Source organism: Kitasatospora sp. NPDC052868, from assembly GCF_044547105.1.
GTDB lineage: Bacteria > Actinomycetota > Actinomycetes > Streptomycetales > Streptomycetaceae > Kitasatospora.
Window position 1 is genome coordinate 41,593 of sequence record NZ_JBITZW010000030.1, and the last position, 19,122, is coordinate 60,714.

Annotated in this window: 13 protein-coding genes and 1 pseudogene; 11 read left to right on the forward strand and 3 right to left on the reverse strand. The window is 74.9% G+C overall.

From position 1 onward, the window contains the following. The first annotated feature begins 28 nt into the window (after positions 1-28). Complete coding sequence (locus ACIGZJ_RS32710) at positions 29-2,023, forward strand: serine/threonine-protein kinase (protein ID WP_396460678.1); 1,995 nt, start codon at positions 29-31, stop codon at positions 2,021-2,023. Between the two features lie 45 nt (positions 2,024-2,068). On the opposite strand, the gene ACIGZJ_RS32715 is transcribed toward ACIGZJ_RS32710, so the two are convergent. Next, the gene (locus ACIGZJ_RS32715; RefSeq protein ID WP_396460679.1) at positions 2,069-2,611 is read right to left on the reverse strand and encodes an SHOCT domain-containing protein; all 543 of its coding nucleotides are present in this window, start codon (positions 2,609-2,611) and stop codon (positions 2,069-2,071) included. Positions 2,612-2,680: 69 nt separating this feature from the next. On the opposite strand from ACIGZJ_RS32715, the gene ACIGZJ_RS32720 reads away from it, so the two are divergent. From ACIGZJ_RS32720 to ACIGZJ_RS32755, 8 genes and pseudogenes are all read left to right on the forward strand, one after another. Continuing rightward, entirely contained in the window at positions 2,681-3,775 is a 1,095-nt protein-coding gene (locus ACIGZJ_RS32720) for a hypothetical protein (protein ID WP_396460680.1), read from the forward strand. Positions 3,776-3,933: 158 nt separating this feature from the next. Next, a complete protein-coding gene (locus tag ACIGZJ_RS32725) occupies positions 3,934-5,679 on the forward strand; it encodes a serine/threonine-protein kinase (RefSeq protein WP_396460681.1) in 1,746 nt (581 codons plus the stop codon). Positions 5,680-5,769: 90 nt separating this feature from the next. Further along, a complete protein-coding gene (locus ACIGZJ_RS32730; protein WP_396460682.1) occupies positions 5,770-7,407 on the forward strand; it encodes a succinic semialdehyde dehydrogenase in 1,638 nt (545 codons plus the stop codon). Positions 7,408-7,461: 54 nt separating this feature from the next. Beyond that, positions 7,462-9,267: an FAD-dependent oxidoreductase gene (locus ACIGZJ_RS32735; RefSeq protein WP_396460683.1), complete on the forward strand. Its 1,806-nt coding sequence runs from the start codon at positions 7,462-7,464 to the stop codon at positions 9,265-9,267. A 330-nt stretch (positions 9,268-9,597) separates the two neighbouring features. Next, positions 9,598-11,142, forward strand: a complete 1,545-nt coding sequence (locus tag ACIGZJ_RS32740) for a hypothetical protein (RefSeq protein WP_396460684.1) — start codon at positions 9,598-9,600, stop codon at positions 11,140-11,142. A 1,099-nt stretch (positions 11,143-12,241) separates the two neighbouring features. Next, a complete protein-coding gene (guaA, locus tag ACIGZJ_RS32745) occupies positions 12,242-13,825 on the forward strand; it encodes a glutamine-hydrolyzing GMP synthase (RefSeq protein WP_392939888.1) in 1,584 nt (527 codons plus the stop codon). Between the two features lie 193 nt (positions 13,826-14,018). Beyond that, positions 14,019-14,549 (forward strand): annotated as a pseudogene (locus ACIGZJ_RS32750) (DoxX family membrane protein); the annotation flags it as partial. Between the two features lie 186 nt (positions 14,550-14,735). Beyond that, complete coding sequence (locus ACIGZJ_RS32755) at positions 14,736-15,035, forward strand: ubiquinol-cytochrome c reductase iron-sulfur subunit (protein ID WP_396460698.1); 300 nt, start codon at positions 14,736-14,738, stop codon at positions 15,033-15,035. Positions 15,036-15,040: 5 nt separating this feature from the next. Here the strand turns inward: ACIGZJ_RS32755 and ACIGZJ_RS32760 are convergent, their stop codons facing one another. Both ACIGZJ_RS32760 and ACIGZJ_RS32765 read right to left on the reverse strand, forming a co-directional pair. Continuing rightward, entirely contained in the window at positions 15,041-15,250 is a 210-nt protein-coding gene (locus ACIGZJ_RS32760) for a hypothetical protein (protein ID WP_392939819.1), read from the reverse strand. Continuing rightward, a complete protein-coding gene (locus ACIGZJ_RS32765; protein ID WP_396460685.1) occupies positions 15,247-16,758 on the reverse strand; it encodes a PspC domain-containing protein in 1,512 nt (503 codons plus the stop codon). Before ACIGZJ_RS32765 ends, ACIGZJ_RS32760 begins: the two co-directional genes overlap by 4 nt. Positions 16,759-17,017: 259 nt before the next feature. Between ACIGZJ_RS32765 and ACIGZJ_RS32770 the strand changes: the two genes are divergently transcribed. Next, the gene (locus ACIGZJ_RS32770) at positions 17,018-18,361 is read left to right on the forward strand and encodes a PspC domain-containing protein (protein ID WP_396460699.1); all 1,344 of its coding nucleotides are present in this window, start codon (positions 17,018-17,020) and stop codon (positions 18,359-18,361) included. Beyond that, the gene (locus ACIGZJ_RS32775) at positions 18,354-19,106 is read left to right on the forward strand and encodes a LuxR C-terminal-related transcriptional regulator (protein WP_387948357.1); all 753 of its coding nucleotides are present in this window, start codon (positions 18,354-18,356) and stop codon (positions 19,104-19,106) included. Before ACIGZJ_RS32770 ends, ACIGZJ_RS32775 begins: the two co-directional genes overlap by 8 nt. Positions 19,107-19,122 lie beyond the last annotated feature (16 nt).

The following is a 19,122-nucleotide window of genomic DNA, read 5'->3' on the forward strand; positions in this document are numbered from 1 at the left end:
GCCGGCAGCACATGGGGGAGCGTTCCGAATGAGCCAGGCGCAGGGTTCCACCGGCCGCCTCCTGGCCGGACGCTACCGGCTGGACGCGGTGCTCGGCCGCGGCGGCATGGGTACCGTCTGGCGGGCCGAGGACGAGATGCTCGGCCGGATCGTCGCGGTCAAGGAACTGCGGATGCACGGCAGCGTGGACGAGGACGAGAAGCACCGGCTGATCGTCCGTACGCTGCGCGAGGCCAAGGCGACGGCGCGGATCAGGCACGGCTCGGCGGTCACCGTCTTCGACGTGGTCGAGGAGGACGACCGGCCGTGGATCGTGATGGAGCTGGTCGAGTCCCGCTCGCTGGCGGACGTGATCAAGGAGGACGGGCCGCTGGCGCCCGCCCGGGCCGCCGGGATCGCGCTCGACGTGCTGGGCGTGCTGGGAGCCGCCCATGCGCTCGGCATCCTGCACCGTGACGTGAAGCCGTCCAATGTGCTGATCGGCGAGGACGGCCGGGTGGTGCTCACCGACTTCGGCATCGCCAGCGTGGAGGGCGACGCCTCGGTGACCTCCACCGGGATGCTGGTCGGCGCGCCCTCGTACATATCCCCGGAGCGGGCCCGGGGGCAGAAGCCCGGTCCGCCGGCCGACCTGTGGTCGCTGGGCGGCACGCTGTACGCGATGGTGGAGGGCCGCCCGCCGTACGACCGGGGGTCGGCGCTGGCCACCCTGACCGCGGTGATGACCGAGGACCTCGGCACGCCGTACAACGCCGGGTCGTTGCGGCCGGTGATCGAGGGACTGCTGGAGAAGGATCCGGCCAAGCGGCTGGACGCCTCGCAGACCCGTTCGATGCTCAGGCGGGTGGCCGCCGAGGCGACCGCGCGGGCCGAGTCGACCACCGAGCACGCGGTGCCGGTGGCGCCGGCGGACTCCGGCGACGCCAAGGGCGACAAGGACGCCAAGAGCGCCAAGGACTTCAAGGACTCGAAGGACCCGAACGGCCTCACGGAGGGCCAGGGCGCCGGCGGTGACGCGCCGGCCGGGAGGCGGACCATCGGCGGGCTGTTCGGCACCGTCCGGGTGGGGAGCCGGGCGCGGGACGAGGAGAAGGCCGCTCCGGCCGCCTCGGGCACGTCGGCTGCCTCGGCCGTCTCGGACGCCTCGGTCCCGGAGAAGGGGGAGGCCGCCGCGCCGGGACCCGATCCGGTCCGGACGATGAGCGGCGAGTGGACCCGCGGCGCGACCCAGGCGGCCGGGGCCGACCCTCGCAAGGGCCGGCGGCGGCTCGCCGTGGTCGCGGTGGTGCTGGTGCTGCTGTTGATCGCCGGGGTGGTGGCGGTGGTCCAGGCGCTGGGCGGCTCCGAGGACGGCTCGGCGACCGGTGCCGGTTCGACCTCCCCGGTGGCGACCGGCGGGGCCGCGCCCGCGTCCGCGGCGGTGACGGCCACCGGCGGCGGCACGGCGGCGTCTTCGCCGACCGAGGCGGCGCCGCCGGCGCCGGCCACGGTCGCGCCGGTGTCCACGACGCCGGTCGCGCCCCCCGTGACGACCCCGGTCGCCCCGGTTCCGGCCGCTCCGGCGCCGACCGGTGCGACGGTGCCGGCCGGGTACCACGAGTACAAGGACCCGTCCGGCTTCTCGATCGTGCTGCCGGACTGGCTGCAGCCGGCCGGCTCGGAGTCCATCCGCCGCACCTTCAAGGGCAACGGCAGCACCCTGAAGATCGAGTGGACCACCTCGCCCGGCCCGAGCGCCGTCGCGGACTGGCAGGAGTCCGAGCCCGGGCTGCGAGGACAGCTGACCAACTACCAGCGGGTGACGCTGCAGGCCCTCACCTACCGCGAGTGGAGCAACGCCGCCGACTGGGAGTGGACCTTCGGCAGCCCGCGGATGCACTCGCTCAACCGGGGCTTCGTCACCGGCACCCCGGCCAAGTACGGCTACGCGATCTACTGGACCACCCCGGACGCGGAGTGGGGCTCGCCCGCGAACGCCCAGGCCCGGCAGACCGCGTTCGACACCTTCCAACCGGCGCCGTAACCCCGGCCGTCACCCGCTCCGCGGCGGTCGGCGGCCGACGGCGGCTCAGCCGATCAGGCGCTGCTTGGCGCGGGCGAACTCCTCGTCGGTGAGCGCCCCGGCCTGGTGCAGGGAGGCCAACCGCTCCAGCTGGTCCAGCAGTTCCGCCCCGGAGGAGGCCGCCACCGGCGCGGCGGCCGGGGCCGCGAGGGCCTGCTGCGCGGCGTCGCGGGCCAGTTGGGCGGCCGCGCGGACCTGCTCGGCGAACACCTCGGCCTTCACCACGTCCTCGAACCGGTGCGAGCCGGTCAGCGCCACCACCAGCAGCACCTCGCCGTTGATCCTGGTCCTGCTGACGGTCGCGTCGGTCACCGCGGAGAGCGGAACCGGGACCGGCGGCTTGCCGTCCTTCAGGAAGAGCAGCCGCCGGGTGGTGAGAACCAGGACACCCCGGCGGAAGTGGTCGGGGTGCCGTCCGGCGGTCGAGGCGACCGGCCTCTCGTCGGGGACGACGTTCGCCTCCACGGTGCGCAGAGCCTCGGCCCGGGTGTCACTGTTGCTGTTGCCGGCCACATCGAAGGCCGCGTCGATCAGATCGGTCCAGTCCATGGACCGAGGGTAACGATCGGGGTGTCCACCGGGGCCAACTAGGCTGGGCGGCGAGCGAGAGGAACACGCATGCGAGCGGGCCCGGGGCAGGTTCTGGCAGGGCGATACCGGCTGACGGACCACCCGGAGGCGGTGCGCGCGCTCGCGGTGGACGAGCGGACCGGCGCCGCCGTGCTGCTGCGCGGCCTTGAGCTGCCGGCCCTGCTGACGAGCGGTCACGATCCGGACGACCCGGTGCCCGAGCAGGGCGAGCGGCTGGTCCGCCGGGTGGCGGCGGTCGGCTCCGCCGCGCCGACGCACCCGCGGCTGCTGCAGGGGGCCGGGGCCTTCGTCGAGGGCGGCCTGCTGTGGACGGTCGAGGAGCACCCGGCCGGGGCGTCGCTGGCCGCGCTGGCCGCGGCCGGCCCGGTGCCGCCGTACCGGGCGGCCGAGTTGGCGGCGGACCTCGCGGGCGCGCTGCGGGCGCTGCACGAGGCCGGGATCGTGCACGGGAACGTCACCACCGATGCGGTGCTGGTCTGCGAGGACGGTGCGGCCCTGCTCGGCGGACTGCTCCCCGGGGTGGCCGAGGAGGCGCTCGCCGAGGAGCTCGGCGGGCCGGGCGGCCGGCGCCGGTACGACGTCCGGGCCACCCTGGTCGGCCCGGTGGCGGAGCGCTGGCCGCTGGACGGCGGCCCGGCCGGGGACTGCTGGGCGCTGGGCGTGCTGCTGCAGCGGCTGGTCACCGGCCGCTCGCCGTTCCCGGACGGCGGGGTGCCGGAGCTGGTGACGGCGGTCCGGGACGGGCGGCGCGAGCCGGCCGTGGTGTGCGGGCCGCTGGCGCCGCTGGTGGAGCGGCTGCTCCAGCCCGACCCGGCGATCCGGCCCACGGCGGAGCAGGTCCAGCGGGAGCTGGCGGCGCTGCTGGCCGGCGCGCCGGAGCCGGTCGACGGGGAGCGGGCCGGGCGGGTGCTCGCGCTGCGCCCGGACGGGCCGCTGGTGCCGCTGGTGCCGCGTCAGCGATGGCGCGGCGGACGGTCGGCGGAGCCGGCCGAGGGCGCGGGCGAGGCCGGCCCGGCCCGGCCGCCCCGGATACCTCCGGTGATGCTGGGCCCGCTGCTGGTCGGTGGGATCCTGGTGCTGCTGGTGCTCGGGGTGGCGGCCGTGGTGCTGTTCGCAGGCTGACGGTGCCCGTCGCGCCCCCGCCGCCTCCACTGCGGCCGGGGGAGATTACCGGGGTACGGTCGCTGCGCCTAATGTGTGCATGGGATTTGTTCGAACAGTGGTCTGCACCGGGCCCTCCGTCGCGGTGACGGCAGGTGGATGAGGGGGAGCGGTCACCGATGGGCGTGCAGGACGGGCCACAGGCGCCCGACGCGGAGCGGCTGCTGGCCGGCCGCTACGAGTTGGGCGCGCGGCTTGGCCGTGGCGGCATGGGCACGGTCTGGCGGGCCTGGGACCGGATGCTGGACCGCGAGGTCGCGGTCAAGGAGCTGACCGTCAGCCACCTCCCCGAGGAGGAGCTGCAGATCCTGCACGCCCGGATGAAGCGGGAGGCCAGCGCGGCCGCCCGGATCAAGCACCCCGGCGTGATCACCGTCCACGACGTGCTGGAGCAGGACGGCCGGCCGTGGATCGTGATGGAGCTGGTCGACGGCCGCTCGCTGGCCGATGTGATCAGCCAGGACGGCACCCTGCAGCCGCGGGCCGCCGCCGAGGTCGGCGCCCAGGTGCTGGCCGCGCTGCACCGGGGCCACCAACTGGGTGTGCTGCACCGGGACGTGAAGCCCGCCAACGTGCTGCTGGAGCGCGGCACCGGGCGGGTGGTGCTGCTGGACTTCGGCATCGCGACCTACGAGGGCTCGGCCGAGCTGACCCGGCCCGGCGACCTGGTCGGCTCGCCGGACTACCTGGCCCCCGAGCGGGCCCAGGGCGAGCGCCCCGGGCCGGCCTCCGACCTGTGGGGCCTGGGCGCGACGCTGTACGCGGCGGTGGAGGGCGAGTCGCCGTTCCGCCGGACCTCGCCGCTGACCACGCTGGCCGCGGTGGTCGGGGAGCCGCTGCCGGAGCCGCGGCGGGCCGGGCCGCTGGGCCCGGTGCTGGCCGCGCTGATGGCCAAGGACCCGGCCGACCGGCCGACCGCGGACGAGGCGGCCCGGATGCTGGGCGAGGTGCAGGCCGGGCACACCGTCGGCCTCAAGCCCGTCGCGCCGCTGAAGACGCCGACCCGGACGGTGCCGGTGGTGGACCGCAACGACGGTCCGGCCGAGGCCGAGTCCGCGGCCGGGGACGGGTCCGGAGACGGGTTCGGGGACACGGGCGGGTCGGAGGCGGTCACCGCGCCGCAGCCGGCCGCCGCGGCGGGCCAGGCCGGCGCCGTCGAGGCCGTGGGCGCGCCCACGGGCCCCGAGGCGCACACCGCACCGGTCGCGCCCGTCTCGCACCCCGTCACGCCCGCGCGTGGCCCCGCCAGGCGCCGCAGAGTGCTGCAGATCGCGGGTACCGCCCTGGCCGTCGCCGTGCTGGCCGCCGGGGCGACGTACCTCGCGACCCGCCACGGCGGCGGCACACCGGCCGCCGATCCGACGCCGACCCTCACGGCCGGGCCGGAGCCGGTCGACACCGCCGCCGCCGCGCCGACCGGCTACCGCTGGGTGGACGACCCGGCGGGCTTCCGCTTCCCGCTGCCGTCCGGCGTCCCGGTGTGGCAGCGCAGCACGGACACCGCGAACCAGATCTTCTACAGCCCCGACGCCAAGTCGCACTACCTGCAGTTCGCGGTCACCGTCGGCCAGTCGGTCAAGCCGCTGGAGCACCTGCAGCAGATGGAGACCACCGTCTCCAAGCTGAAGGAGTACCGCCAGCACAAGCTGACCAGCGTCCAGGTGAACGGCCACGACGCGGCCGTCTGGGAGTTCAGCTACGCGGCCAAGGAGGGCGGGCGCCGGCGCGCCATCGAGGCGGAGTTCATCGACGGCGACGGCACCGGCTACGCCATCTACCTGTCCTGCCCGGACAAGGAGAAGGACTGGACCGAGGGCGAGCAGCGCTTCACCACGGTGCTCAACCACTTCACCCCGACCCGCTGAACCCACCCGTCGGGTGGTTTCGGACGGCACCGGCAGTTTGTTGTTACCGACGGGTACCGAACCGGCCGCCGAGCGCCTAGGCTGCGCCGTATGACGGACCTCACAGCAGATGTACCGGCCGCCGAGCAGCCCGGCCCGGAGGCCGGCAACCCCGCCGCGCCCGGCGGCGGCCGCACCGTCGCCTCGGCCGTCCCGTCCTCGCTGGTCGCCCGCCTCGCCGCCGGCATCACCGCCGCCGGGGAGCCCGCCCTCGTGGAGACCGTCGCCCCGCTGACCGGCGAGCGGCTGGCGAGCCTGCCGCAGTCCACCCCGGCCGACGTCGAGGTGGCGTACGAGCTGGCCCGCCGCGCCCAGCACAGCTGGGCCGCCCAGCCGGTCCGCCGCCGGGCCTCCGTCCTGCTGCGCTTCCACGACCTGCTGCTCAGGCGACAGGACGAGGTGCTCGACCTGATCCAGGCCGAGACCGGCAAGGCCAGGCTGCACGCCTTCGAGGAGGTGCTGGCCGTAGCCCTGGCCGCCCGGCACTACGGGCGGGCCGCGCACACCTACCTGCGCGACAAGCGCCGCGGCGGCGCGCTGCCGGTGCTCACCCACGTCGTCGAGGGCCGTCGGCCCAAGGGCGTGATCGGCCACATCTCGCCGTGGAACTACCCGCTGGAGCTGTCCATCGGCGATGCGCTGCCCGCCTTCGTGGCCGGCAACGCGGTGGTCAACAAGCCGGACACGCAGACCGCGCTGACCGCGCTCTGGGCCCGCGAACTGCTGGTCGAGGCGGGGCTGCCGGCCGACCTCTGGCAGATCGTGGTCGGCGACGGCCCGGTGATCGGACCGGCGGTGGTCGAGCACGCCGACTACGTCTCGTTCACCGGCTCCACCCGCACCGGCCGGGACGTCGCGCAGCGCGCCGCCGCCCGGCTGGTCGGCGCCTCGCTGGAACTCGGCGGCAAGAACGCCATGCTGGTGCTCGCCGACGCCGACCTCGACCGGGCCGCCGAGGGGGCCGTCCGGGCCTGCTTCTCCTCGGCCGGCCAGCTCTGCATCTCGATCGAGCGCCTGCTGGTCCACCACTCGGTGGCCGACGAGTTCCTGGCGAGGTTCGCCGAGCGCACCAGGGCGCTGCGCCTGGGCGGCGGCCTGGCGTACGGCGCGGACATGGGATCGCTGGTCTCGGTCCGGCAGCTGGACGCCACCACCCGGCACGTGGACGAGGCGGTCAAGGCAGGGGCCACCGTGGTGGCCGGCGGCCGCCCCCGGCCCGACCTCGGCCCGTTCTTCTACGAGCCGACCATCCTGGACGGCGTCACCCCCGAGATGGCGGTCTGCGCCGAGGAGACCTTCGGCCCGGTGGTCGCGGTCTACCGCTTCGACACCGAGGACGAGGCGGTCGAGGCCGCCAACGCCACCTCGTACGGCCTGAACTCCAGCGTCTGGACGAAGGACCGGCGGCGCGGCCGGTCGATCGCGGCCCGGCTGCGCACCGGCACCGTCAACGTCAACGAGGCCTTCGCGGCGGCGTACGGCTCGGTCGGCGCACCGATGGGCGGGATGGGCGAGTCCGGGCTCGGCCGGCGCCACGGCGCCGAGGGCATCCTGCGGTTCACCGAGGCGCAGACCATCGCCACCCAGCGGCTGCTGCCGCTCGCGCCCTCGCTCGGGCTGGACGACCGGCAGTTCGCCGCGGTGTTCACCGGCGGGCTGCGGGTGCTGAAGGCCCTGCGGTTCAAGTAGCCGGTCCCCGGACCGTCCCCGACATCGGTTCTCTTCCCGAAGGAGCAGTGGCACATGGTGGGGTCCCGCGGTGATCGCGAGTTCGACTACGACGTGGTCGTGATCGGCTCCGGCTTCGGCGGCGCGGTCTCCGCGCTCCGGCTGACCGAGAAGGGCTACCGGGTCGCCGTCCTGGAGGCCGGGCGGCGCTTCGAGCGCGGTGAACTGCCCAGGAACTCCTGGGATCTGGCCAACTACCTGTGGGCGCCCAGGCTCGGCCTGTACGGCATCCAGCGGATCCATCTGCTGGCCAACGTGCTGATCCTGGCCGGCGCCGGGGTCGGCGGCGGCTCGCTGAACTACGCCAACACCCTGTACGTGCCGCCCAAGGCGTTCTTCGAGGACCGCCAGTGGGGCCACATCACCGACTGGCAGGAGGAGCTGGCGCCGTTCTACGACCAGGCGCAGCGGATGCTCGGGGTGCGCCTCAACCCGACCGTCACCCCCTCCGACGTCCACCTCAAGGCCGCCGCCGAGCGGATGGGCGTCGGCGACACCTTCCACATGGCGCCGGTCGGGGTCTTCTTCGGCGACGGCGAGGACTCCGACCGCACCGCCCACGCCGCCCCCGGCACCGAGATCGAGGACCCGTACTTCGGCGGCGCGGGGCCGAAGCGCAAGGCCTGCACGGAGTGCGGCGAGTGCATGACCGGCTGCCGGCACGGCGCCAAGAACATGCTCACCGAGAACTACCTCCACCTGGCCGAGCAGGGCGGCGCCGAGATCCACCCGCTCACCACGGTGGCCCGGATCCGCGAGCTCGCCGGGGCCGACGGCACCGAGGGCTTCGCGGTGGACGTGCGCCGCACCGACGCGCGCTCCACCACCGACCGGGTGAAGGCCGGTGCCCGGACCATCACCGCCGCCCGGGTGGTGGTCGCGGCCGGCACCTACGGCACCCAGGCGCTGCTGCACCGGATGCGCGACGGCGGCCACCTGCCCCGGATCTCCGGCCGGCTCGGCGAGCTGACCCGCACCAACTCGGAGGCGCTGGTCGGCGCGCAGACCACCGACCGGCGGTACGGCTCCCGGGTGGACTTCACCAAGGGCGTCGCGATCACCTCCTCGATCCACCCGGACGCGAACACCCACATCGAGCCGGTGCGCTACGGCCGGGGCTCCAACGCCATGGGCGCGCTGTCGATCATGCAGGTCAAGGGCGTCGGACGAGGCCCGCGCTGGCTGCGCTACCTGGGCACCGCGGCCCGCCACCCGGTGAACTTCGCCCGGTCGGTGAACCAGCACCGCTGGTCGGAGAAGACCATCATCGGACTGGTGATGCAGTCGCTGGACAACTCCATCACCGTCTCGCTGAAGAAGAAGGGCCTCGGCAAGGGGCAGCTGACCTCCCGTCAGGGCCACGGCGCGCCCAACCCGTCCTGGATCCCGGCCGCCGAGCAGGGCGCCCAGGCGCTGGCCACCGAGATCAACGGGTTCCCCGGGGGCACCGTCGGCGAGATCTTCGACATCCCGATGACGGCGCACTTCCTCGGCGGCTGCACGATCGGCGACTCCCCGGAGAACGGGGTGGTCGATCCGTACCACCGGCTCTACGGGTACCCCGGGATCAGCGTGGTCGACGGCTCGGCGGTCTCCGCCAACCTGGGCGTCAACCCCTCGCTGACGATCACCGCACAGGCCGAGCGCGCCATGTCGATGTGGCCGAACAAGGGCGAGGAGGACCCGCGCCCGGCCGTCGGCGAGGAGTACCGGCGGGTCGCCGCGGTGGCCCCGCTGGAGCCGGCCGTGCCGAAGGACGCCTTCGGTGCGCTGCGGCTGCCGCTGCTCGCGGTTCCCGAGGTGCCGAAGCGGGGGAGCTGACCGCCCGAGCGCCCCAATGCGCGCCATGCCCATGGCGGTTGACAGCCGTCCGCACCCGATGGGATAAACGGGGCTTCCTGGGGGGACCAGGGAACTCGCTCTGACGGGGGGATCGCGGGAATGGCCATCTGCGCATCATGCGGCGCGGCTTCGGCGGAGGGTGCGCTTGCCTGCGCCTCGTGCGGCAGGCCGCTGGCACCGCCTCCGCCGCCGGCCGCGCCGCCCGCCGGGCCGCCGGTCTCCTACGGGCCGCCACCGGCCGGGCCGCCCTCCTACCCGCCGCCGGCCGGCGCCCCGCCGGGCCACGCCCCGCCCGTCGTCCCTCCGGCGGTGGGCGGCTGGGGGGCCGGCACACCGTACGACGCGGCCGCCGCACAGCCCGCCGCGCTGCTCTGGCTGACCGGCTCGGACTGGCGCCCGGCGCTCAAGGCGGTGATCGCGCCGACCGCCGTCCTGCTGCTGGCGGCACTGATCGCGGCCATCCCGAGCGACTACGACCTCGGCGGAGTCGCCGAGACGCCCGAGTTCGGCGACCGCTTCGGGATGACCCTGGCGATGGCCCTGGGCGCGCTCGGCGCACCCTTCAAGCTGGGCTTCTCGGGCCGGATGCTGAGGTCGGAAAGCAGCTCGGACATCCTGCTGCGGGCGGTGCCGATGACGGTCACCGTGCTGTGGCTGTTCACGCTCTGGCTCGGCCTGCGGGCCGGGGCCCGACTGCGCCAGGCCCGTACCGGCGCGCAGTCGACCAGGTCGCAGGCGGCCGGCGAGGCCCTGCGGACCGCCGTGCTCGCGGCCGCTGTGACCATGCTGCTCGGACTGGTCGGCGGGGCCACCTGGCGCCCCGCGATCGAGGGCCGGACCGGGTACGGCAGCTTCGGATCCTCCGGCGACTCCTACGGCGGCCTCCAGTACGTCGCCGACTCCGGCTGGGTGGAGGCGGCCGGCTGGACGCTGCTGCTCGCGGGGCTGCTCGCCTTCGCCGTCCACGGCACGGACGCGCTGCGCTGGGCGGCCTGGCGCAACCGCACGATCCGCGGCTGGGCGGTGGCCGGGCTGACGGCGGGCCGGGCGCTGGCGCTGGCGGTCGGCCTCTCCTCGCTGGTCGCGTTCATCGTGGTCGCCGCGCAGGACGAGGGCTGGCAGACCGGCGTCTCCCTGGCGTTCCTGCCGAACCTCGGCCTGATCCTGCTCGGGGTGGGCTCGGGGGCGACCGCCCTGGCGGGCCAGGGCTCCACCGGTTACGAGGGCGGCTACGACGGCTCCGGCTACGGCGACTCGGACAGCCCGGGGGAGGAGCTCTCCTTCTTCGACCTGCACGGCGAGACCGCCGACTGGCGCTGGGCCGGACTGCTGGCGCTGGCCGCGGTGGGCTTCCTCGGCTGGACGGCCTACAAGCGCCGACTGGACGCGCTGGACCGGATCCGGCTGGCCGTCGTGTACGCGGTCGGACTGACCCTGCTGATGACGGTGGCCGGCGTCCTGGTCACGACGACCTCCTCGGGCAGCGGCGCCTTCAGCGGACGCGGCGAGAGCGGGCGCGAGTTCTCGGTCGGCCTGGTGTTCGCCACCGTGCTGGCGGCCAACGTGGTCTGGGCGGCGATCGGCGCGCTGGCGGTGCCGCCGGCCCTGGTGGCGCTGCGCGGCGGCGGACCGGCCGCCGCGGCGCCCGGTGGCATCCCCGGGCAGGGCGCGCCGTACGGGTCGGGTCCGGAGGCGTACCAGCCCGGCCCGGTGGCCGCGGACACCCCGGCGGTCGGGGTGGGCGAGGTGATCGGCTCGCACGAGACGCCGCCCTCCGGCCCGGCCGCGCCGCCCGCCGAGCGGGCGCCCGGTGAGGACACCCCCGACCCGAGCGTCTGGCGCAAGCAGCCGTAGCCGCGCGCGGGGCCGGGCGCGCGGGGCCGGGTGTGCACGGCGCGCACCCGGCCCGCCGTGCGCTCCCGGGGGCGCCCGGCCGGCTCCGGACAGGGCAAAGGGCCCCGCGGGGGAACGGGGCCCTTTGTCGTTCAGCACGCGGCGTCAGGGCTGCGCCGGTGCTGGGGTGACGGCGCCGGGGGAGGAGCGCCGTCGCGTCGGTTGGCTCGTCGGGCGCGCCGTCGCGGCTCCGGCGCGGGTGGGCCGGTCACGCGGGGCGCGCACGCTCGCGGTGCGGCGGGTCGGCGTGCATGCCTGCGCCGGGCCCGCGCTCACGGAGCGTGAGGTGATAATCGTTGTCACCGCGGGTCTCGGTGGCAGCGGGACAGGCGCCCCACGGTCGGCCGGTAGCCGCCGGGAGAACCCCGTCCACCAGCATCGTGCTGGACGAAGGGCTTGCTCTGCAACCGATTCGGCACACTTCGGCACAGTCCATTTTCGGCCGGGCCGCTTCGGGGCATCCGTCTCGGACCCGCTCGGCGGCCTCGGGGAGGGCGCGGGCAGGCGGCATCGATGATCACGGTGAGTAGTGGTTTAGGCCGGAGCGCACAGGGACGCGCGTAGCGGCGCGGGACGGTGAAAGGTGTGCGCCGGGGTCGCGCCGGGGTGCGGCGGTCGACCTCCGGGCGTCCCCGGAAGCCGACCACCCCACCTCCTTGGTCCAGTCGCGGCCGGGGTCGCTGTCCCCTGCTGGCCGGCCGCGGCACCCGCGCACGGTCCCACGGCGCACCGCTCCCGGCAGGGCCGGGACCGCGGCGGCGCCACGCGCGCCGGTGGACTGGGATGAGCTCCACGCGTGGTCCTGCAAGCCCGTACGGCGGCGCCCCTGGCCGGGGCGGAGGCGGCGCACCTGGCGGGCGCGGCGCGGTCGTACGGTCGTCAGGAGCAACGAACCGGCCGCCCGGCCGGTCACGGCCGCACGGCGGGGCAGACGAGTGAAACGCGGCGGCCGGTAGACTCGTCCTCAGACCCCCGCCCGTCGCCCGGCGCCACCCTCGAAGGACGCGCTGCGCGCGACACCTTTCGTACCGCTGCCGGAAGGCCGTCCGTGTCCTCTGCTATTCCCGTTCAGTCCGTACCTGAGACCGACACCGTCCTGGTGGTCGACTTCGGTGCCCAGTACGCCCAGCTCATCGCCCGTCGGGTGCGTGAGGCCCGGGTCTACAGCGAGATCGTGCCGAGCACCATGCCGGTCGCCGAGATGCTCGCCAAGAACCCGAAAGCGATCATCCTCTCCGGCGGCCCGTCGTCGGTCTACGAGGAGGGCGCGCCGCAGATCGACCGCGCGATCTTCGAGGCCGGCGTCCCGGTCTTCGGCATGTGCTACGGCTTCCAGCTGATGGCCGTGTCGCTCGGCGGCACCGTCGACAACAGCGGCGCCCGCGAGTACGGCCGCACCCCGCTGACCGTCTCCCGCTCCGGCTCGACCCTGTTCGAGGGCGTCCCGGCGGAGCACTCGGTGTGGATGTCGCACGGCGACGCCTGCTCCGCCGCCCCCGAGGGCTTCACCGTCACCGCCTCCACCGCGGTCGTCCCGGTCGCCGCCTTCGAGAACGACGAGGCCCGCCTCTACGGCGTCCAGTACCACCCCGAGGTGCTGCACTCCGACCACGGCCAGCAGATCCTGGAGCACTTCCTCTACCGCGGCGCGGGCCTCGCCCCGACCTGGACCACGGGCAACGTGGTCGAGGAGCAGGTCGCGCTGATCCGCGCCCAGGTCGGCGACCGGCGCGCGATCTGCGGCCTGTCCGGCGGCGTGGACTCCGCGGTGGCGGCGGCCCTGGTCAACAAGGCCATCGGCTCCAAGCTCACCTGCGTCTACGTCGACCACGGTCTGATGCGCAAGGGCGAGACCGAGCAGGTCGAGAAGGACTTCGTCGCGGCCACCGGCGTCCAGCTGAAGGTCGTCGACGCGCAGGAGCGCTTCCTCGACGCGCTGAAGGGCGTCAGCGACCCGGAGGAGAAGCGCAAGATCATCGGCCGGGAGTTCATCCGGGTCTTCGAGCAGGCGCAGGCCGAGATCGTGGCCGAGGCCGGCGAGCACGGCGAGTCGGTGGACTTCCTGGTCCAGGGCACCCTGTACCCGGACGTGGTGGAGTCCGGCGGCGGTACCGGCACCGCGAACATCAAGTCGCACCACAACGTCGGCGGCCTGCCCGAGGACCTGCAGTTCCAGCTGGTCGAGCCGCTGCGCAAGCTGTTCAAGGACGAGGTCCGGATGGTCGGCCAGGAGCTCGGCCTGCCGGAGGAGATCGTCCAGCGCCAGCCGTTCCCGGGCCCGGGCCTGGGCATCCGGATCGTCGGCGAGGTCACCCGCGAGCGCCTGGACCTGCTGCGCGAGGCCGACGCGATCGCCCGCGAGGAGCTCACCGCGGCCGGCCTGGACCGGGAGATCTGGCAGTGCCCGGTCGTGCTGCTGGCCGACGTCCGCAGCGTCGGCGTCCAGGGCGACGGCCGCACCTACGGCCACCCGATCGTGCTGCGCCCGGTGTCCTCCGAGGACGCCATGACGGCCGACTGGTCGCGCCTGCCGTACGAGGTGCTGGCGAAGATCTCCACCCGGATCACCAACGAGGTCCGCGATGTGAACCGCGTGGTGCTGGACTGCACCAGCAAGCCGCCGGGCACCATCGAGTGGGAGTGAGCACTCCCCGCCGGATGTGAACCGGCATTGAACGGCCGCGTCGTCGTTCCCGTATACAAGGGAGCGGCGGCGCGGCCGTTCGCGGTGTACCGGGCGTTCGCCGGGTGGGCCGTCCCCCGAATGCGTTCGGAAACGTGCAGAATGCGGACCGGACCTGTCAGAGTGCGGCAGGCCGTGAGGGAAGGTGTGAGCGATGTCGGAGGCCAGCAGCTCCGGGGTGGTCGGTGCGGAGGCGACCGGCAGAGCCGAGCGGGCGGCCCGGGGCAAGGCGTTCGCCGCGCAGTACGCGCTGCTGCCGCTGCGGATCTTCCTCGGCATCACCTTCGTGTACGCCTCGCTGGACAAGCTCGCCGACTCGCACTACCTGGCGGGCGCGGGGGACCCGGCCTCCTTCGTCTCGCAGACCCAGGCGGCCAAGGGCTCCAGCCCGATCTCGTTCCTGCTCGGCGCGCCCCTGGACGCACCGACCCTGTTCGCCCTGGCCATCGCCTTCGGCGAGCTGGCGGTCGGCCTCGGGACGCTGCTCGGCCTCTGGGGCCGGGTCGCGGCGCTCGGCGGCGCGCTGATCAACCTCAGCCTCTGGCTGACCGTCAGCTGGAACGTCTCGCCGTACTACCTCGGCAACGACCTGATCTACCTGATGGCCTGGACCCCGCTGATCCTGGCCGGCACCCCGTACCTCTCGCTGGACGGCTACCTCGCCAGGCGGGCCGCCCGGGACCGCACCCGCGGGCTGCGCGAGAGCCACGTCAAGCGGCGGGCGCTGGTGGACGGCGGGATCGCGGCCGTCGCGATCGGCGGCGCGGGGCTGCTCACCGGCTCGCTGACCGCCACCTTCGGGCGGGACCGCAAGGCCGTCGGGCCCAAGCAGTCCGCCGCCCCGGTCAGCCCCGCCGGGCCGCCCCCCTCGGTGGCCGCGGCGAGCGTCCCGGTCGGCGGTTCGGCCCAGGTCAAGGACCCGGCCAGTGGTGACGCCGTCTACATCGTCCAGCCCAAGGCCGGCCAGTACTGCGGCCTCTCCGCGGTGTGCACGCACTCCGGCTGCGCGGTGGACGCGCCGAAGAACGGGCAGCTGTACTGCCCGTGCCACGGCTCCCGGTTCGACGCGGCCACCGGCGCGGTGGTCAACGGCCCGGCGACCAAGCCGCTGCCCCGGTACGGCGTCACCAAGGACGGCGACAAGCTGAACCTCGGGCCGCTGCAGAGCTGACGGCCCTACTCCGGTGCGTCGGTCCGGCCGCGCCGGGCCACCGCCGCGACCGCCCCGGCCAGGCCGCCGAGGCCGAGCACGATGAACGTCACCGGGATGACGATCCGGCCGTTCACCGACATGTCGTTCAGCGCCGCCACCAGGTAGAGCACCGCGATCACGGTGAACAGCCCCCCCGCGATCAGCGAGAACAGATCGAGCTGGTGCTTCCTCACGACTGGACCACCTTGATGTCGCCGAGCCCGACCGTCAGCTGGAGGTCGAGCGTGCCCTTGGATGTCTGACCGTTCAACGGGTGGTACTGGTAGGTGCGGGTGGTGCCCTTGCTGGTGAGCGGCTCACCGGGGGCCTGGACGCTGCCGAGCAGCAGACGGGTCTTCAGGTTCACCGTCACGTCCGGCGGCAGGACGACGTTCAGCTGGCCCGCCCCGAGCTCGACGGTGGTCGACACGGTGGCGCCGGCCGGGTCGAGGGCGTGCAGGTCCAGCCGGATCTCGCCGGCCCCCAGCACGTACTCGGGCTGCAGCCCGGCCGCGGAGGAGACCGTCCAGGACCGCTCGCCGACCGCGTTCTGCAGCGAGTCGGGCGAGCGGCCGGCGAAGGCCAGCGCCAGGGTGAGCAGCAGCCCGACCACGGCGAGCTTCCGGGCCCGGCCGAACTTCGCCCCGACCAGCAGCGTCAGACCGACCACCAGCAGGGCGGTGGCCAGGGCGGCGGAGCCCACCACGGTGGTGCTGTGGCCCGCCGAGGAGGACCACACCGCGCTGGCCGCGCCGGCCGCCAGCAGCAGGCCCACCAGGCCGAGCACGGAGTGCTCGCGGCGCCGGCGGCGGACCGCCGGCGGCGGCGGGGCGGCCGGGCCGCCGCCCTTGCGCAGCGGGTCCCCCTTCGGCAGGTCGGGGCGCTGCCACCACGGCTGGGCGGGCGCCCCGGGCGGCGGGGTCGTCGCGCCGAACGGCGGGGTGGTCGGCGTGCCGGGCGGTGCCGTGACGGCGGAGGCCGGGGCCGACTCGCCGTACGGGTTGCGCTCGGGGTGGCGCGGGTCCCACAGGTAGCCGGTCGGGCCGGCGTGCGGGGTGTCGGCGGGGACCGTCCCGGCCGCCCGCTCCTGGGCGTGCCGCTCGCGCGCCGCCTCGGCCGCCTCCGCGCGCGGCCAGCTGTACCCGGAGGCCGAGGCCTCGGACCCGGCCTCGGAGCCCGGGAAGAATCGGTCGTAGGGGCCGGCGTGGTGCCGTCGGCCGTGCCGGCGCCCGCGGAGCCGGCCGGTCCGGCGGCGCTCCGGGTCGTAGCGCACGGCCAGGAAGACCAGCGCGCCGAGCAGCAGCAGCGGGAACATCTGGTCCCCGTCGCCCATCGAGGAGAAGAACACCCCGGTGCCGATCACGGTCAGCAGCACCGCGCCGACCGACTGGCCGTCCACCCGCCCGGTGAGCACCCGCTGGAGCTCGGTGCGCCCCGCCCGGCTGCCGCCCTTGCCGTCGGGGACGGGCTCGGTCGGGACGACCAGCCAGGCCAGCCCGTACAGGAACAGGCCGAGCCCGCCGGAGAGGCAGAGCACCACCGTCACGACGCGGAAGACCACCGGGTCGATGTCCAGGTGCCGGCCGAGGCCGCCGCACACGCCGGCCACCACGCGGTGGTGCTCGGTACGGGTCAGCGGGGGGCGTTCCGGCTCCGCAGGGGTGCCGAGCCCGCTCTCCTGGGTGAGGTGGTCTTCCGTCATGCCCACCATCCTGGTGGCTTCCGGGCCCCCGCCCAACCGGGCCCGGCCCTGTCCGGACCCTGACTTGTCCCTGAGAACGGGTAGGGCTCCACCCTGATGCGCCCGGGCCCGCCCGCGTGGAACCATCGGTGCCGTGGCAGCACCCGGCACCGATCCCCGCCCCCTCGTCCCCGACGCCCCGTCGGCGGGCCCCGACCCGGCCGTGCCCGGTGAGGGCCGCCCGCCGTACCGGCGGCTCTACCGCAGCCCGCAGGGGCGGATGCTCGGCGGGGTCGCCCACGGGCTCGCGGTGCACCTCGGGCTGCCGGTGGCCTGGGTCCGGGTCGCCTTCGTGCTGCTGTTCCTCGCCCAGGGCATCGGGGTGCTGCTGTACGCGGCCTTCTGGTTCGTGGTGCCGATCGGCATCGGCGAGCCCTCGCACCGCGGCGGCGCCCAGTGGGTCTACGTCAACGGCGCCTTCGTGCCCGCCGGGGCCGGACAGGCCCCGGGCACGGCGCTGAACAAGGGGCGGCGCGGCCGGCTCGGCCGGCTGCGCGAGCTGCTCCAGCACACCTTCCAGGGCGAGCCCGTCCCCGCGGGCGGAGCCCCGGGGGACGAGAACGCCCCGGCCAGGCCGGCCGCCGCGTCCGGCCAGGGCGGCCTCTGGCAGCTCGCCGCCCTGGTGATGCTGGTGATCGGCCTGATCGCGCTGCTCAGCGCGCTCGGCTGGCAGACCGCCAAGCCCTACACCTGGCCGCTGCTGGCGATCGGCGTCGGCGTCGCGCTGGTCTGGCGGCAGGCCGACGACTCCCGCTGGCAGCGCTGGTTCGGCCTGGAGGAGGGCGAGAAGCGGCGCGGCGCCTACACCCGGGTCGGCGCCGGCGTCCTGCTGGTGGTCGCCGGCACCATCGCCTTCCTCGCCATGCAGGGCAGCGGCTCCACGCTCGGCTCGGTCGTCGAGGCCTCGCTCGCGGTGCTGGTCGGCGTCCTGGTCCTGGTCGGCCCGTACGCGCTGCGGATGTGGCAGGACCTCGGCGCCGAGCGCACCGCCCGCATCCGGGCCCAGGAGCGCGCCGAGATCGCCGCGCACGTCCACGACTCGGTGCTGCACACCCTGACCCTGATCCAGCGCCGGGCCGAGGACCCCAAGGAGGTGCTGCGGCTGGCCCGCGCCCAGGAGCGCGAGCTGCGGCTGTGGCTCTACCGCCCGGAGGCCGCCGCCGAGGCCGCGCCGGACACCATGGCGGAGAGCCTGCGCGCGGTGGTCGCCGAGGTCGAGGACCGCCACGGGGTGCCGGTCGAGGTCGTCGTGGTCGGCGACTGCGCGATGGACGAGCGGATCGCGGCCCAGATACAGGCCGCGAGGGAGGCGACCGTCAACGCGGCCAAGTACGGTGGCGGGGGACCGGTCCAGGTCTACGCCGAGGTGGAGGGGAAGACGGTGTCGGTGTTCGTACGCGACCACGGTCCCGGCTTCGACCCCGAGACGGTGCCCGAGGACCGGATGGGTGTCCGCGAGTCGATCATCGGCCGGATGAAGCGCAACGGCGGCACCGCACGGGTGCGGCCCGCGCCGGACGGCGGCACCGAGGTCGAGCTGGAGATGGAGAGAGCGAATGACTGACGCAGCGCCGATGGGGGTGCCCCCGGCCGACGGCGGGGGGAGGGTCGCGCGGGTCGTCCTGGTCGACGACCACCGGATGTTCCGCACCGGGGTCCGGGCCGAGATCGGGCGCACCGAGACGACCGGCATCGACGTGGTCGGCGAGGCCGACGACGTGGAGTCGGCGGTCCGGGTGGTCGCCGAGACCATGCCCGATGTGGTGCTGCTCGACGTCCACCTGCCCGGTGGCGGCGGGGTCGAGGTGCTGCGCCGCTCGGCGGGGCTGATGGGCGAGCAGCCGGCCGGGGCGGCGCGCGGCGGCGCGGACAAGGGCGGCGGCCGACGGGAGGGCGTGAAGTTCCTCGCGCTGTCCGTCTCCGACGCGGCCGAGGACGTGATCGGCGTGATCCGCGGCGGCGCGCGCGGCTACGTCACCAAGACGATCACCGGCACCGACCTGGTCAACGCGATCTTCCGGATCTCCGACGGCGACGCGGTGTTCTCCCCGCGGCTGGCCGGCTTCGTGCTGGACGCCTTCGCCGCGACCGACACCCCGCCGGTGGACGAGGACCTGGACCGGCTGACCCAGCGCGAGCGCGAGGTGCTGCGGCTGATCGCGCGCGGCTACGCGTACAAGGAGATCGCCAAGCAGCTGTTCATCTCGGTGAAGACCGTGGAGAGCCACGTCTCCGCGGTGCTGCGCAAGCTCCAGCTCAGCAACCGGCACGAGCTGACCCGCTGGGCCACCGCCCGCCGCCTGGTCTGACGTCCGGCGTCTGGTC